13 protein-coding genes are annotated in these 15,752 nt (G+C 74.3%); 9 read left to right on the top strand and 4 right to left on the bottom strand.

The genetic code is table 11. The features are described 5' to 3' along the window. The first annotated feature begins 71 nt into the window (after window positions 1-71). The 8 genes from ACIRJT_RS25455 (at window position 72) to ACIRJT_RS25420 (ending at window position 9,524) form a co-directional block, all read left to right on the top strand. Window positions 72-773: a helix-turn-helix domain-containing protein gene (locus tag ACIRJT_RS25455; RefSeq protein ID WP_403913069.1), complete on the top strand. Its 702-nt coding sequence runs from the start codon at window positions 72-74 to the stop codon at window positions 771-773. Next, window positions 760-2,139, top strand: a complete 1,380-nt coding sequence (locus tag ACIRJT_RS25450) for an MFS transporter (RefSeq protein WP_403913066.1) — start codon at window positions 760-762, stop codon at window positions 2,137-2,139. The genes ACIRJT_RS25455 and ACIRJT_RS25450 overlap by 14 nt, the downstream gene beginning before the upstream one ends. Window positions 2,140-2,450: 311 nt before the next feature. Continuing rightward, on the top strand, window positions 2,451-3,383 hold the full coding sequence (locus ACIRJT_RS25445; protein ID WP_403913064.1) for a carbohydrate kinase: 933 nt from the start codon (window positions 2,451-2,453) through the stop codon (window positions 3,381-3,383). Between the two features lie 169 nt (window positions 3,384-3,552). Then, on the top strand, window positions 3,553-4,599 hold the full coding sequence (locus ACIRJT_RS25440) for a beta-ketoacyl-ACP synthase III (RefSeq protein WP_403913061.1): 1,047 nt from the start codon (window positions 3,553-3,555) through the stop codon (window positions 4,597-4,599). Beyond that, window positions 4,583-5,839 carry a beta-ketoacyl-[acyl-carrier-protein] synthase family protein gene (locus tag ACIRJT_RS25435; RefSeq protein ID WP_403913058.1) on the top strand — a complete coding sequence of 419 codons (1,257 nt, stop codon included), beginning with the start codon at window positions 4,583-4,585 and terminating at the stop codon, window positions 5,837-5,839. The genes ACIRJT_RS25440 and ACIRJT_RS25435 overlap by 17 nt, the downstream gene beginning before the upstream one ends. A 73-nt stretch (window positions 5,840-5,912) precedes the next feature. Then, the gene (locus tag ACIRJT_RS25430; RefSeq protein WP_403913186.1) at window positions 5,913-7,922 is read left to right on the top strand and encodes an acyl-CoA dehydrogenase; all 2,010 of its coding nucleotides are present in this window, start codon (window positions 5,913-5,915) and stop codon (window positions 7,920-7,922) included. A gap of 106 nt (window positions 7,923-8,028) precedes the next feature. Continuing rightward, window positions 8,029-8,304 (top strand): acyl carrier protein, encoded by a 276-nt coding sequence (locus ACIRJT_RS25425; RefSeq protein ID WP_371621895.1) that lies wholly within the window; start codon window positions 8,029-8,031, stop codon window positions 8,302-8,304. Beyond that, window positions 8,301-9,524 (top strand): beta-ketoacyl-[acyl-carrier-protein] synthase family protein, encoded by a 1,224-nt coding sequence (locus ACIRJT_RS25420; protein WP_403913056.1) that lies wholly within the window; start codon window positions 8,301-8,303, stop codon window positions 9,522-9,524. Before ACIRJT_RS25425 ends, ACIRJT_RS25420 begins: the two co-directional genes overlap by 4 nt. A gap of 318 nt (window positions 9,525-9,842) precedes the next feature. Here the strand turns inward: ACIRJT_RS25420 and ACIRJT_RS25415 are convergent, their stop codons facing one another. Beyond that, on the bottom strand, window positions 9,843-10,895 hold the full coding sequence (locus tag ACIRJT_RS25415) for a PRC and DUF2382 domain-containing protein (protein ID WP_403913053.1): 1,053 nt from the start codon (window positions 10,893-10,895) through the stop codon (window positions 9,843-9,845). A 228-nt stretch (window positions 10,896-11,123) separates the two neighbouring features. On the opposite strand from ACIRJT_RS25415, the gene ACIRJT_RS25410 reads away from it, so the two are divergent. Continuing rightward, window positions 11,124-11,870, top strand: a complete 747-nt coding sequence (locus ACIRJT_RS25410) for an adenosylcobinamide amidohydrolase (RefSeq protein WP_403913050.1) — start codon at window positions 11,124-11,126, stop codon at window positions 11,868-11,870. A gap of 16 nt (window positions 11,871-11,886) precedes the next feature. Here ACIRJT_RS25410 and ACIRJT_RS25405 read toward each other — a convergent pair whose 3' ends face one another. The 3 genes from ACIRJT_RS25405 to ACIRJT_RS25395 are packed head-to-tail and all read right to left on the bottom strand — an operon-like array spanning window position 11,887 to window position 15,747. Next, on the bottom strand, window positions 11,887-13,140 hold the full coding sequence (locus tag ACIRJT_RS25405) for a sulfite oxidase (protein ID WP_403913047.1): 1,254 nt from the start codon (window positions 13,138-13,140) through the stop codon (window positions 11,887-11,889). Window positions 13,141-13,156: 16 nt separating this feature from the next. Then, window positions 13,157-14,389, bottom strand: a complete 1,233-nt coding sequence (locus ACIRJT_RS25400) for a homoserine O-acetyltransferase (RefSeq protein ID WP_403913183.1) — start codon at window positions 14,387-14,389, stop codon at window positions 13,157-13,159. Further along, window positions 14,386-15,747 (bottom strand): bifunctional o-acetylhomoserine/o-acetylserine sulfhydrylase, encoded by a 1,362-nt coding sequence (locus ACIRJT_RS25395; RefSeq protein WP_403913044.1) that lies wholly within the window; start codon window positions 15,745-15,747, stop codon window positions 14,386-14,388. The genes ACIRJT_RS25400 and ACIRJT_RS25395 overlap by 4 nt, the downstream gene beginning before the upstream one ends. Window positions 15,748-15,752 lie beyond the last annotated feature (5 nt).

Below are 15,752 nucleotides of genomic sequence, written 5' to 3'. Positions count from 1 at the left end.
GCAGCAACTCTCCAAAAAATATTCTGCAAAAATACTTTGGGAAAGTGCTCCTCCCGTTCTACGCTGGGGCCATGGACAGCGAAGACGGCCGTCGCGTACTCGATCCGGCGCAGGACGGGGCCGCCCTGAAGGCCCTCACCCACCCTCTGCGCCTCACCCTGCTCGGGCTGCTGCGCCAGCATGGCCCGGCCACCGCCAGCGAGCTCGCGGCCAGGACGGGGGAGTCCTCGGCCTCCACCAGCTACCACCTGAGGGTGCTCGCCAAATACGCGTTCGTCACCGAGGCCGAACACCGCGACAGCCGGGAGCGGCGCTGGAAGTCCGTGCACGGCATGACCTCCTGGAGCAATGAGGCGATGCGCCGCAGCCCCGGCGGCAGCACGATCCTCAGCGCCCTGCACCGCCGCCAGGTCGAGCACCTCCAGCAGTCGCTGGACCGCCACGAGATGGATCTGGAGAGCGGCCGCCTGGGTCAGGAGTGGCAGGAGCCGTCGGGCGTCAGCGACTCGATGCCCCGGCTGACCCCTGAGTCGCTCGCGGAGTTGTGGGAGGCGATCCAGGCGAAGACAGACGAGCTGACCGCCCGTGACGCCGGGAACCCCCGCGCCGAGCAGGTCGTCCTCTTCGCCGCCGGACTGCCGCTGGCCCCGGACCCGGTGCCCGGTCCGGACCACGCGGACGCCCCCACCGGGTCCGCCGCGACCGACGCCGGAGCGTCGGGCGCCACCGGCAAGGGCGCTGCCGACGAGGGGGCGCCCCATGGCCGGCGCTGAGGCCCTCGCCGCCCCCGCCCCGGGCGGCGGCCTCGACGAGGCGACCGCGCGCCGCCGGTTCGTCACGGTCTCCTTCCTCTTCTGGCTCCCCATCGGCATGTCCATCGCGACGGGAGTGCTCCTCTTCACCGAACGGGGCATGGGCCTCGCCGCCGTCGCCGGCTTCTACGCCGTGCACTCCCTCACGGCCGCCGCGATGGAACTGCCCACCGGCGGCCTCTCCGACGTCATCGGGCGGCGCCCCGTCCTGGCCATCGCCGGGCTGCTCAACCTGGCCGCCTTCACCCTCATCGGCCTCGGTGCGGCGGGGTGGGCCATCGCCCTCGGCATGGGGCTGATGGGCCTGGCCCGCGCCCTGTCCAGTGGGCCCGCCGAGGCCTGGTACGTCGACACCGTCCACGCCCACGCGGGACCCGACGCCGATCTGCGTACGGGGCTGGCGCGCGGCGGCTCCGCCACCTCCGCCGCCCTCGCGCTCGGCACCCTGCTCGGCGGCGGCCTCCCCTGGCTGCTCGGGCTCACCCCCGGCCCGGGGGAGTGGCTCACCGATACGACCGGCGGACTCGTCATCCTGCTCTCCGTGCCCGCCCTGCTCGGTGCGCTGGTCGAGGTCGTCTTCGTGCTCTACGTGCTGAACGCCCTGACCGAACCGCCCCGGGCCCGGACAGGTATGCGCGGGGTCGTGGGCGGCGTGCCCGCGGCCATCGCCGCCGGGCTCCGGCTCGGCGCCCGGGACGCCCTGATCCGGCGCATCCTGCTGACCGCGAGCGCCGCGGGCGCCGCGCTCGCGGCCCTCGAACTGCTCACCCCGGGCCGGGCCGCCGCTCTTATGGGAACGGCGGAGTCCGGGGCCCTGGTCTTCGCGGGGCTCGCCTGCGCCGGATTCCTCTGTCACGCCCTGGGCAGTCAACTCGCCCCGCTCGTCGCCCGTTTCGCCGGCGGCAGTGAGCGCGCTGTGCTCGTGAGCCTCGGGCTGGTGACGCTGGGGCTGACGTTCCTCGGCCTCACCGCGCTCGCGATGAGCCCCCTCGCCACGACGGCCGCCGTCACCGGCTACGGGCTGGTGTACCTGGGCCTCGGAGCCGCGGGCCCCAACGAGAACGACCTGCTGCACCGCCGGGTCGACGCCTCGGGCCGCGCCACCGCCCTCTCCGTCCAGTCACTCTCCCTGCAACTGGTCGCCGCCGGCGCCGGACTGACCGCGGGCACGCTGCGGCCGGGCCCGTTGCCCTGGCTGCTGGCCGCAGCGGTCGTGCTGGCCGGAGCCCTCCTCTGGGTGCGCCGGGCCGCCCCCGCGAAGCCGCTCCCGGGCGCCGCGCCGCGTACGGAGACGGACGGCACCGCACCGGTATCGGCGCACCCGTAGGAATCCCTGTCCGGCCAACCTCCTGACCCCGTTGATCCATCGCTGTGCACCGGCTGGCGGACGTCCCCCGCGTCACCGACCGCGCCCCGGACCGCCCGGCACCACCGGCCCCGGGGCTCACCGCCCTCCCGGCCGCTGCCGCTGCGCATCCGCGCCCGGTCCACCCGCATCGAGGTGCTGATCGGCGACCGAACGGTCATCGACGCCACCGATGGGACCCATCGGCGGGGCAGGATCGGTCCGAACGTGTTCGGAGGCCGCGCCGCCTACCAGGACATCCACGTCACGGCACTCTAGGAGACCCCACCCCCATGCTCGACCACAGCGAACTGCTGGTCGTCGGCGAATGCGTCGCCGACATCGTCCGGCTGCCGGACGAGGCCCCCCGGGTCCACCCGGGCGGCAGCCCCGCCAACGTCGCGTACGGCCTGGCCCGCCTCGGCCACCGCGCCGTCCTGCTCACCCAACTCGGCCCCGACGGGAACGGGCGGCTCATCCGGGCGCACCTCGCCTCCGGTGGAGTCGACGTCCGCACCGACGGCTCCACCGCCCCCACTCCGTCGGCCGCCGTCACCCTGGACGGGGCCGGGCAGGCCACGTACGCCTTCGACATCTCCTGGACCCTCGCCCCGGTCGCCGTCGAACCCGCTCCGGCGCATGTGCACACCGGGTCGATCGGTGCGGTGGCGGAGCCCGGGTCCGCCACGGTCCTGGACCTCGTGCGCGCCGCCCGGGCCACCGCGACCGTCAGCTACGACCCCAATGTGCGGCCCGCCCTCATGGGCGACCACGCGGCGGCCGTGCGCCGGGTCGAGGAGTGCGTCGGGCTGAGCGACCTGGTCAAGGCGAGCGACGAGGACCTGGAGTGGCTGTACCCGGGAGAGGAGCCGGAGCGGGTCGCGGCACGCTGGCTGGAGCGCGGGCCCGCCGTCGTGCTCGTGACCCGGGGCGGTGCCGGGGCCCTCGCCGTTCTGCCCGGCGGCCGGATCACGGTCAAGGCCCCACCGGTCGACGTCGTCGACACCGTCGGCGCGGGCGACGCGTTCATGTCGGGGACGCTCCACGCCCTCGCCGCGCACGGCCTCCTCGGTCCCGGCGCCCGTGACCGGCTGCACGCCGTGGACCGGGACACCGTCACCGACGTCCTGCGCCACGCGGTCGCCTCCGCCGGCGTGACCGTCTCCCGGGCCGGGGCCAATCCGCCCGGCGCGGACGAGCTCCGCGCGGCGCTCGCACACAACTGACACCACGTCATGACCCGTTCGGCGCAGTCGAACGCATCCTCGTGAGACGTCCCGCCGTTCGTCAACCGGATGCAGTACGACAACGGGATCGGGGCAACGGGTGGCGAGGAGACGGACGGCCGACAGCGGTACGGAGCCGGGGACGCGGGCGGGCGTCTTAGGGGCCGGGGTGCGTACGGCGGTGCTGGAGAGCGTGGCGGGATGGGTGCCGGGGGAGCCGGTCGCCAACGACCGGCTCCCCGCGGACTGGGACGTCGACGACGCCTGGGTCCGCCGCCGCACCGGCATCGGCAGCCGGCATCGCGCCGGACCGGGCGTCGCCACCGGGGACCTCGCCTACCAGGCGGCCTCCCGGCTGCTGGCCCGCGCCCCGGAGGCGGTCGAGGTGGACGCGGTGGTCCTCGCCACCGCCACTCCCGACCACCTCTGTCCGGGCACCGCCCCCGCGCTGGCGGCCCGGCTCGGGCTCGGCACCGTACCGGCCCTGGACATCGCCGCCGTGTGCAGCGGCTTCGTCTACGGGCTCGCCGTCTGCCACGGGCTGGTCGCCTCGGGCCTGTACGGGCGCATCCTGCTGGTCGGCGCCGACGTCTACTCGACCTGGCTCGACCCGGCAGACCGTTCGGCGGGCGTCGTCTTCGGCGACGGGGCGGGCGCCGCCCTGGTGGCGGCCGGGCGCCCGGGCGATCCCGGAGAACTGCTCGCGTTCGACCTGGGCAGCGACGGCACCGGCTACGACCTGATCACCGTCCCCGGCGGCGGCGCCCGCGCGAGGGCGAGCGGAAAGCCGCCGTCCCCGGACGACGGGTTCTTCCGGATGCAGGGCGGCACCGTCTACCAGCACGCAGTCGAGCGGATGACCGGCTCCTGCCGGACGCTCCTGGACCGGGTCGGCTGGGACCCGGCCGAGGTCGACCGCTTCGTGCCGCACCAGGCCAACGCCCGGATCCTGCACGCCGTCGCGGAGCGGGTCGGCATCGCGCCGCAGCGCTGCGTGACCCATGTGGAGCGGGTCGGCAACACCGGCGCCGCCTCCATCCCGCTGGCCCTGGCCGACGCGGCGGGCCGAGGCCGCCTCCGCTCCGGCGACCGGGTGCTGCTCACCGCCTTCGGGGGCGGACTGACCTGGGGTTCGGCGGCACTTCGCTGGCCGGGGGCCCCGGGGACCATTTGCACGGATTCTACGGAAGGAACACAGCATGTCGCTCCCCGCTGATCAGGGCACCGAGGCCGGAGCCGGCACCGCCATCGCGGTGACGGGGGTCGGCCTGGTGACACCCGCAGGGGCGGACGAGCACAGCTTCTGGGAGAGGCTGTGCTCCGGGCACTCCACTGCCCGGCGGTGCGAAGAACTGGCCGGTCTCCCGGTCGACTTCGCCTGTCCGGTGGACGGCGTCGACCTGGACGAGGCGGTGGGCGGCCGGTCGGTGTGGCGGATGGCCCGGTTCGTGAAGCTGGCACTGGTGGCCGCCCGGCAGGCCGTCGCCGACGCCGGTCTCGACCCGGCACGGTGGGACGGCAGCCGCGTCGGGGTGGTCCTCGGCGTGGGCGTCGGCGGCGTCTCCGTCCTGGTGGACAACGCGGCCAAGCTGGCGGCCTCGGGCCCCGAGGCGGTCTCCCCGCTGCTCGTCCCGATGATGATCCCCAACGCGGCGGCGGGCGAGGTCGCCATCGCGCTGAAGGCGGGCGGCCCCAGCCTCGCCCCCGCCACCGCCTGCGCCTCCGGGGCCACCGCCCTCGCCGTCGCCCGCGATCTGCTGCTCGGCGGCAGTTGCGACGTGGTGGTCGCGGGCGGCGCGGAGTCGGTGCTGACCCCGCTGGTGGTCACCGCGTTCGCCCGGATGGGCGCGCTCTCCACCCGCACCGGCGACCCGGCGGGCGCGTCCCGCCCGTTCGCCGCCGACCGGGACGGCTTCGTCATCGGTGAGGGCGCCGCGATGCTCGTCCTGGAGCGCGAGGCGGGGGCCCGTGCCCGCGGCGGCCGTCCGCGCGCCCTGCTCACCGGCGCCGGCTCCAGCACGGACGCCCACCACCCCACCGCCCCGGCCCCCGACGGGTACGGCGCCCAGCGGGCGGTCCAGGCGGCGCTGGACCAGGCGGGCTGGACGCCTGGCGACGTCGACCACATCAACGCCCACGGCACCTCCACGCCCCTCAACGACGCCATGGAGACCACCCTCATCTCCCGGCTCTTCCCGCACCGGCCACCGGTGACCGCGCCCAAGGGCGTCGTCGGGCATACCCTGGCTGCGGCGGGCGCGATCGAGGCGGTGGCCACCGTCCTGACGCTGGAACGTTCCGTCATCCCGCCGGTCGCCAACCTGGACGCATTCCCCGACGCCTTCCCGCTCGACTGCGTGACCAAGGAGCCCCGTCACCAGCGGGTCGAGACGGCCCTGAGTCACTCCTTCGGCTTCGGTGGCCACAACGTCGCGCTCGCCTTCCAACGCGCCTGATCCACAGGGGCATTTCGGGACGGCGAGGGTGTCCTCGCCGTTCCTTGATCGTTATTCTGTCGTGACCGTAATCATGAACGACGCGGCCTCGCCGTCCACGAACGACCTGCTCACCGCGGTGCTCTTCGGGCCGAACTTCCGCCGGGAGCACGGGTTCTGGCGTCGGCTGCTCACGACAGAACCATTTCGCCGTCCCGGTGGCGGCACCCCCGACGAACGACTCGCCCTCTCCTACCACCGGCTGCGGATCCTCAACAACGCGCTCGACAGCGGCGCGAGGCTGGCGGCCGACCCCCGGGCGCTGGCCGCCCTGCACGAGTGGCTCGGCCCCGTCGACCCGGCACTGACCACGGTGGCGGGCATCCACTACAACCTCTTCCTCGGCAGCCTCCTCGACCACGACGCGGGCACACTCCGCGACTTGTCGGACTTCCTCGCCCTGCGGCGGGTGGGCACCTTCCTCTGTACGGAGGTGGCGCACGGCAACGACGCGGCGGCCATCGAGACGACCGCGACGTACGACCGCGAACGCGACGGCTTCCTGCTGCACACCCCGCACGCCGGGGCACAGAAGTTCATGCCCAACACCAGCCCCGCCGGGGGCCCCAAGTCCGGCGTCGTGACGGCCCGGCTGCTCGTCGACGGCGCCGACCACGGGGTCTTCCTCTTCCTCGTCCCGCTCACCGACGCCCATCGCGCCCTGCCCGGCGTCCGGGTGCGGCGGCTGCCCGCCCGGATGGGTTCCCCGGTCGACCACTGCCTGACCTCCTTCGACCGCCGCTTCGTCCCGCGCGACGCGCTGCTCGCCGGGCAGCAGGGGCGGATCGGCGACGACGGGCGCTTCCGCAGTGAAGTCACCAACCGCAGAAGGCGGTTCCTCGTCTCCATCGGCCGGGTCACCCCCGGCAAGCTCTCCATGAGCGCCTGCGCGGTCGGCTCCGCCCGGGTCACCCTGGCCATCGCCGTCCGCTACGCCGGCCACCGGATGATCTCCGGATCGCGCCCCGCGCAACGGGTCCCGGTGTACGCGCACCGCACCCATCACGGGCCGCTTGCCGGAGCGATGGCCACCGTCTACGCGATGAGCCTGCTGCACCGCAGAGCCCTGGACCGCTGGGAGTCGGCCACGGAGACCGGCCGGGACGAGGCGGAGCGCCTGGTGGCGGTCGCCAAGGGGTGGATCACCTGGCAGGCGCGCGCCGTCATCGTCGAATGCCGCGAACGGTGCGGTGCCCAGGGCCTCCTGGAGAACAACGGCATGACCGAGCTGTTCACCGGCATCGAGGGCGCGATCACCGCCGAGGGCGACAACCTCGCCGTGCACGCCAAGGCCGCCGCCGAGATGCTGTTCAGCGCCAACGCCCCGGAACCGTCCCCGGACGGCCCCGGCGACACGGGCGACCCCGCCTTCCTCGGCCGGCTCTTCGCGGCCGTGGAGGACCTCTGGTTCGCCCGCGCCCGCGAGCGGATGGCCGCCGCCCCGCCCGGCGACCCGCTCGGCCGGTGGAACGCCGCCTCCTCGGCCGCGCTGCGCGGCGTCGAGGCACACGCCTACCGGCAGGCGGACGAGGCGTACGCCGAGGCCGTCGCCTCCCTGCCCGAGGGAGCGGCGCGCGAACGGCTGACCGAGCTGCGCCGGCTCTTCGCGCTCCGGTGGATCGCCCGCAACAGCGGCGACCTCCTCGCCTCCGGACGGCTGACGGCCGATCAGGTCGCGTTTCTGCCCGACGCGGTGGAGGAGGCGGTCACCGTCGTGGCGGAACACACCCCCGCCCTGGTGGAGTCCTTCGCCCTCCCCGAGCGCCTGATGTCGGACTGGCCGATCGCGGGGCCCGGTTACGCGGACGTCTACGACGACCCCGAGGGGCCCTGGCACCGGGGCCGCAGGACGGGAATCCGGGGCCGCGCGGTGGAGTTCAGGCGGCCCGTCTGCGGCAGCAGGAGACGCCCGCTGCGCGAGAAGGTGGCGGCGCTCGGTACCCGAGGGGTCCTGCTGGCGTACTGGGGAACCAGCTCCATGCTCTCCCGATGGTTCGAGAAGCCGCAGGTGAGCGTAGATGAATCGGTTCGCCCGAAGGCGTAACCGGAAGATCGCCATCCAGTTACATCGGGCGGTGGGCCGTCGCGTTCACACACCCCGCCGCGCAGCACGAAGCCAAGCCGATGAAACGCCGTTGAGAGGAATCACCATGAAGACCATCCACCCCAAGATCACCGAGGTGCTGACCGGGACGTTCAAGGTGCCCGCCGCCGAGATCCTGCCGGAGTCCACCATGGACAGCCTGGAGATGGACTCCCTCGCGGTCGCCGAGTTCGCCGTCGTCATCAAGGAGACCCTGGGTGTCGACGCGGACTCGCAGAAGTTGTACAAGGACGCCACGCTGGCCGACATCTCCGCCTACATCGACGTGGCCGTCGGCAGCGCGGCGGCAGAGGCCACGGTGCCGGTGAGCAACACCCGATGAAGCGACCCGCCATCGCCGTCACCGGGCTGGGAATGATCACCCCGGCCGGCCACACCACCGACACCACCTGGGACGGAGTCTGCGCGGGTAGGTCGTCCGCCCGTACCGTGCCCGAACTGCTGGGCTGCGAAGTCGACTTCGCCTGCACGGTCTCCGGCATCGACCTCGACGACGCGGTCGGCGGCCGGACCGCGTTCCGGATGGGCCGGTACGTGAAGTTCGCCCTCCTGGCCGCCCGGGAGGCGGTCGCCGACGCCGGGCTCGACCCGGCGCACTGGGACGGGGCCCGGGTCGCCGTCGTCGTCGGCACCAGCAGCGGAGGATCCGCCGGACTCACCGAACAGGCCGTCGTCCTGGAGCGGCGGGGCCCCGGGGCCACCTCGCCCTCGGGCATCCTGCTGACCATCCCGAACATGCCCGCGGCCGAGATCGCCATCCGGATGAGGGCCACCGGCCCCAGCCTGGCGCCGTGCACGGCCTGTTCGTCCGGGGTGACCGCGCTGTCGGTGGCCCGGGACATGCTGACGCTGGGCCAGTGCGACATCGCCATCGCCGGGGCCACCGAGTCGATCGTGTTCCCGGTCGCCATGACCGGCTTCGCCCGCTCGGGCGCGGCGGCGTTGCGGGACGGCGACCCCGCCCGCCTCTGCCGGCCCTTCTCGGCGGACCGGGCCGGGATCGTCATGGGCGAGGGCGCGGCCATCATGGTCCTGGAGCGGGCGGAGGACGCCCGCGCGAGAGGAGCCGTCCCCCGGGCGCTGATCGCGGGCGCGGGCGCCACCACCGACGCCCACCACCCGACCAGCCCCCACCCGTCCGGGGACGTCGCACGGGCGGCTGTCGCCGCCGCGCTGCGCGACGCGGGCTGGCGCGCCGAGGACGTCGACCACGTCAACGCGCACGGGACGTCGACCCCCCTCAACGACGCCACCGAAGCCGCCCTCATCGCCCGGTCCTATCCGCACCGGCCGCCCGTCACCGCACCCAAGGGTGTGCTGGGGCACTGCATGGGGGCGGCCGGCGCCATCGAGGCGGGCCTGACGATCCTCACGCTCCAGCACGGAGTGGTCCCCCCGATCGCGAACCTGGACGCCCCCGAGCCCGGGTTCGACATCGACTGCGTCACCAAGGTCCCGCGCGAGGCGCCCGTACGACGGGCCGTCAGCCACTCCTTCGGCTTCGGCGGCCAGAACGCGGTGATCGCGCTCCAGGCTCCGTAATCCGGGCACCCGGGCCCGCCCCCGAGCTCCATGGCCTTCCTGGGCCCGTACCCCCCCGGGCTCCGTAAACCCGGGGCTGCCCGACCTCCGGGCCACGAAGCCCCGGCGAGCCGCCGGGCCGGTGCGGCCGGCCGATCCCGCGCCGCACCGGCCCCGTGCACAGTGGCCCGCCGCACCGCCTCCGACCTGCCCGAGAGCGCCTGCCGTGCCGCTGAGCGCGGGCGGCACCGGACAGCCCGCCGGGCGGACCCGTGGAACGGGTCCGCCCGGCGGCCGAGGACGTGGGAGCGGCCGTGCGGCCACCTGAGGACGTGCCGGTCAGCGGCGTCGCCCCTGACCGAACTCGCCACCGGCGTCCTTGCCCTTGCCCATCTCCGTGCCGTCCGCGTAGTCGATCTTCTCCTTGCGGATCTCGGCGGAGACCTCCTTCTGCTCGGTGACCCGGTTGGTCTCCAGCCGGACCCGCTCCACCGGCACGGCCTCCTTGCGCACGGTGGCGCGCTCCGCGTGCAGCGTCACCTCGACATCCTGCTCGCCGAAGTCCGTGGTCCCGGTGGTCTTCTCACCGGGCTGCATCGGTTCGCGGACCACACGGACCTCTTCGTGGGAGACCGGCACGGTCCGGGTGACCTCCTCGGTCACCACGTACTTGTGCAGCCGTGCCCTGCCGCTCTCGTACTCCTCCTTGCCGACGTGCAGCTGCTCCTCGGAGCGGACCATCTCCTCGCGGCCGCTCATGTCGGCCGACCGGGACGTGCCCGCGCCGGCGCCCGCCATCGGGCGTGCCGTGGTGGAGGCGTCCGTGTCGCGGTGCCTGCCCGCGCCGCTGCCTGCTCCTGCCATGCCCGCTCCCGTCGTTCCCGCGCCGGTCATCCCGGCACTCGTGCCCGCGGTGGTGGCCTTCCCGGTCGCCTTGGCGCCGGGGGCCGTTCCGGTCCCACGGGCCGCGCCCGCCGCGCCGGCGGCGCCCGCCGCCCCCATCGCACCGGTCCCGGCGACGGTCGGCGCGTCCATGCCCGCCGAGCGGTTCTCACCGAGATTGCCGGACTTCCTGGTCAGGCCGTAGTGCCGGTACAGCTCCTCCTCCTCGGCCACGGAGAGGTGCGCGTCCGCGTCCACGCGCGGCGCGTCCTTGACGCTGTCCTTCGGATGCGCGACGTGCAGGTCGGAGCCCACCCGACGGGCTCCGGCGAGCGGGACGAAGCTCTCCTTCATGCCGAACAGGCCGGTCTTGACCGTGACCCAGTCGGGCTTGCCGGTGTCGTCGTCGACGTACACCCGGCCCACACTGCCGACCTTCTCGCCGTCGTTGTCGTACACGGTCAGACCGTCGAGTTCTCCGGAATCCGTGAAACCGTCAGCGGCTCCCATAACCGATTCCTCCTCTCGGGCACGCCCTGTGGGTGGCTCCACCAGAGGTGGCGCGTCCGGATTCCATCGCGCCTCACCCGCATGGACGCTGCAACCGCCCGCCCGTCCGGATCAGGGCTCCCGGAAGCCCGGTGCGTAGCCCCGGGCCCGTGCGGCGGCGCCGGGCCGCACCCGAACCCGTTAGGCCAATCGGGTGAGACCTCGCCGCCCGCATATGATCGGCGGACCGTGGCGGCCGCAGGACGGACCACCGCCGAACCGCCGAGCCACCAGGGGTGCGCCATCTCTTCCGTACGCCTCCGGCCGCCCGCGCGGCGCGGCGAACTGCGCGACCGGCACGAGGACGGGCACCGGCTCCACCACCTCCTCTGGCGGCTGGGGCCCGGTGTCCGGGTCTGCAGCAGCGCGGTTCTCGGCGGCGGCATCGGCACCCGGGCCTGGATCCTCAACGCCCAGGTCCCCGGTGGCTACCCGCGCATCGACCCGGACCGGCACCTCGCCGAGATCGCCGCCGCGGAGGGTCTCACCGGACCGGGCGCAGGGCTGATGACCGCCGCCGACGTCGCCGCGTACACGACCGGCCAGGACGGCGGAGTCACCGCGACCGCCACCGCCGGCCTCGGCGTACGGGGCTGGGCCGCGGCCCCGGAGCCCCTGTTCCCGCCGGGGTCCGAGGAAGTCCCGGCGGCCCCCTTCCGGCCGGGCACGGTCAACATCGTCGTCACGCTGCCCGTCGCGCTCTCCGACGCCGCCCTCGTCAACGCCGTAGCCACCGCCACCGAGGCCAAGGTCCAGGCTCTCCTGGACGCCGGACTCGACTGCTCGGGCACCCCCACGGACGCCGTGTGCGTCGCCGCCCCCGAACCGGGGCCCGACGGCGGCGAACCCTTTGCCGGACCCCGTTCCACCTGGGGCGCCCGGATCGCCCGCGCCGTGCACACCGCCGTACTCGCGGGAGCCCGCACGGCGCCGTGACGGGGCCCGGTCCGGCTCAGACCACGGTCACCGGGTGCCGCACCACCGCGTCGAACAGGTAGCCCTGCGTGTTGTGCGCGGTGGCCGCCGGTTGCGTACGCCCCGAACGGTCCGTCGCCCGCGCCAGCAGCACGGCCGGCCCCGGCTCCTCCGGCACCCAGTCGGCCGTCCAGCGCACCCAGCTTCCGGCCCGCGGCTCGTCCCGCAGCCGGGCCGTCCGCCAGTGCGCCCCGCCGTCGGTGCTGACCTCCACGGCCCGCACGGGGGCCCCGCCCGACCAGGAGCGCCCGGTCAGCAGCGTGCGCCGATGGGCGGGGAACGACACGCCCGGGGCCAGCTCGAAGGCGCTCTTCAGCGTCTGCCGGGTCAGCGGCGCGCTTCCCCCGGGCGGATGCCCGGGACCGAACAGCCGGTAGAGGCCGGTGTTCCACGGGGTGAGCAGCGGCTCGGCGCTCACCTCGATGTCACCGACCCACTTGATGTTGGCGATGCCCACCCACGACGGCACGACCAGCCGGACCGGGAAGCCGTGGTCGGGCGGCAGCGGCTCGCCGTTCATCTCGTACGCGAGCAGGACGTCGTCCAGGGCCTTCGCCACCGGCAGCGGACGGCGTACCCGCCCCAGGTTCACCCCGTCGGTGACGACCTCCGCGTCCAGGCCGCGCGGCAGGACGTCGACCGCGTGCCGCCCGATTCCCGCCCGGCGCAGCACGTCCGCCAGCCGCACCCCGCGCCAGCGTGCCGTCCCGATCGCCCCGAGCGTCCACGCGGTGCCGCTGACCGTCTGGCCCTGCTGCGAGGTGAAGAAGCTGCGGCCGTTGCCCGCGCACTCCACGAACGCGGTGCGCGTCACCGACGGCAGGTCCAGCAGATCCGCGAAGGCGAAGTCCACCGGGCCGCCCCTCAGCCCGTCGCCCCGGACCGTCAGTTTCCAGTCGGTCCGGTCGATGCGCGGGGTGGCGGTGTGATTGCGGACGAAGAAGCGGTCGGAGGGCGTGAGCAGCCCGGTGTCCCGCAGCGCGGCGAAATTCGTCTCCGCGTTGGTGCCGCGCAGCGTGAACAGCTCCGGAGGCAGCGGCTTGACCACCCCGGGCAGCCCGCCGGCCGCCCGCGCGGGCACGGGGACCGAGGCGAGCGGCACGGCGGCCGAGGCCGCCGCGACCAGCTTCAGGAGGTCGCGGCGGTCGATGCCGGCGGAGCGTGCCCGGCCCCCGGCCCACTGCCGCATCCGTATCCGGTCGTAGACGTCCTCGGTCAGAACCCGGCTCATGGAAGCTCCTCGCAGGTCAGGTGGGAAGGTGAGTCGAGGTGGAGGCCGAAGGGGAGAGGGAAGGCGCGGGGGCGGGGCGTGCGTGCGGTTGCGGCAGGCCCGCGAGCAACTCCCGTACGAGCAGGCCCACCTGCTCCGTCTCGATGAGGAAACCGTCGTGCCCGCAGGGCGAGGAGATGGTGCGCGGGGCGTCCGCCCCCGGCAGCAGTGCGGCCAGGCGCTCCTGCTGCGCCAAGGGGTACAGCCGGTCCGAGTCGACCCCCGCGACCAGGGCGGGCATGTCCGCCCGGCGCAACGCGCGGGCGAGCCCTCCCCGGCCCCGGCCGACGTCGTGGCCGTTCATCGCCTCGGTGAGCGTCACATAGCTGCCCGCGTCGAACCGGCGCACCAGCTTGTCCGCGTGGTGGTCCAGGTAGGACTCCACCCGGTAGCGGCCCCCGTGCCCCGGCTGCTCCCCGGGCTGCGCCTCCCCGCCGAAGCGGGAGTTCAGCTCGGGTTCGCCGCGGTACGTGATGTGGGCGATGCGGCGCGCCTGCCCGAGGCCCCGGTGGGGGCCGCCGCCCGGGGGTGCCCGGTGGTAGTCGCCGCCCCGCCACCCCGGGTCGGAGCGGATCGCGCCGATCTGCACCGAGCCCCAGGCGATCTGCTCGGCGGACGCGGCCGCCGGGGCGGCGAGCACGAGCAGCGAACCGGTGCGGCCCGGCCTGCTCACCGCCCACTCCAGGGCCCGCATGCCGCCCATCGACCCGCCGACGACGGCCGCCCACCGGTCGATGCCCAGCACATCGGAGAGCGCCGCCTCGGCCGCCACCTGGTCCCGGACGCTCAGATACGGGAACAGTGGCCCCCACGGTGTGCCGTCGGGCCCGGGGGAGGACGGTCCGGTGCTGCCCTGGCAGCCGCCCAGGACGTTGGGGGCGACGACGAACCAGCGGTCGGTGTCGACCGCGCGGCCCGGACCGACCAGCGCGTCCCACCAGCCGGGCGTCGGATGCCCCGGGCCGGCGGGCCCGGCCACATGGCTGTCGCCCGTCAGCGCGTGCAGCACCAGCACGGCGTTGGACCCGTCCGCCGCCCGCTGCCCCCAGGTCTCGTACGCCAGGCGCACCCCCGGCAGCCGGACGCCGGACTCCAGGGGCAGCGGGTCCTCGATCGCCGCCCAGCGGCGACGACCGGGCGGATCCCCCTCCCGCCGACCGCCGGACGCGGGCGGGAGGGGAAGCGCGCGGTGCGGGTCCTTGTCGTTCAGGATGCCGCCTTCGCCGCCCGGAAACCCGCCTCCAGGTCGGCCTTGAGGTCGTCCACGTTCTCCAGCCCCACCGACAGCCGCACCAGGCCGGGAGTGGCACCGGTGGCGAGCAGTTGCTCCTCGGTGAGCTGACTGTGCGTGGTGGAGGCCGGATGGATGATCAGGCTCCGTACGTCACCGATGTTGGCGAGGTGGCTGAACAGCTCGACGGCGTCCACGAACCGGCGGCCCGCCTCGGCTCCATCCTTGAGTTCGAACGCCAGCACGGCCCCGGCCCCGCGCGGAAGGTAGCGCTGCCCGGCCTCGTACCAGCGGTTCGACTCCAGGCCCGCGTAGTGCACGGTCTCCACCTCGTCGCGCCGCTCCAGCCAGCGGGCCAGCTCCAGCGCGTTGGAGGTGTGCCGCTCCAGTCGCAGGCTGAGCGTCTCGACGCCCTGGAGCAGCAGGAACGCCGAGTGCGGCGAGAGAGCGGGACCCAGGTCGCGCAGCAACTGCACCCGGAGCTTGACCGCGAACGCGCTCGGGCCCAGGTCGGGCCAGTAGCGCAGCCCGTGATAGCTCGGGTCGGGATCGTGGAAGTCGGGGAAGCGTGTCGCGTGGGCCCCGAAGTCGAACGTGCCGGCGTCCACGACCACGCCGCCGATCGTCGTGCCGTGCCCGCCGAGGAACTTGGTCGCCGAGTGGACCACGATGTCCGCGCCGTGCTCGATCGGCCGCAGCAGGAAGGGGGTGGGAACGGTGTTGTCGACGATGAGCGGCACCCCGGCCGCGTGCGCGGTGTCCGCGACGCCCCGGACGTCCAGCACGTCGCCGCGCGGATTGCCGAGGGTCTCGGCGAAGAACGCCTTCGTGTTGGGCCGGACCGCGGCCCGCCAGGCCTCCAGGTCCTCCGGGTCCTCGACGAACGTCACCTCGATGCCGAACCGGGGAAGCGTGTGACGGAAGAGGTTGTAGGTGCCGCCGTACAGCGACGGGGAGGAGACGATGTGGCTCCCGGCCCCGGCCAGCGTCAGGATCGCCAGCGTCTCGGCGGCCTGCCCCGAAGCCAGCGCGACGGCGGCTACCCCGCCCTCCAGAGCGGCGATGCGCTGCTCCAGGACGTCCTGGGTGGGGTTGTGGATGCGGGTGTAGATGTTGCCCGGCTCGGCCAGTGAGAACACGTCGGCCGCGTGCTGCGTGTCGCGGAAGACGAAGGACGTCGACTGGTAGATCGGCACCGCGCGGGCGCCGGTCGTCGGGTCGGGGGCGGCGCCGGAGTGGATCTGCTTGGTCTCGAACGACCAGGCGGCGCCCGGCTCCTGACGGTGCTGGTCCTCGGGGGTGTGGCCTGCGGTGACGGAGTCGAGGGGCTGGCTCATGTGGT

Origin of the sequence: Streptomyces sp. NPDC102283, from assembly GCF_044766265.1 — a bacterium.
GTDB lineage: Bacteria > Actinomycetota > Actinomycetes > Streptomycetales > Streptomycetaceae > Streptomyces.
Note: the sequence above shows the minus strand (reverse complement) of the source record. Positions and strands in the feature narration are given on the sequence as shown.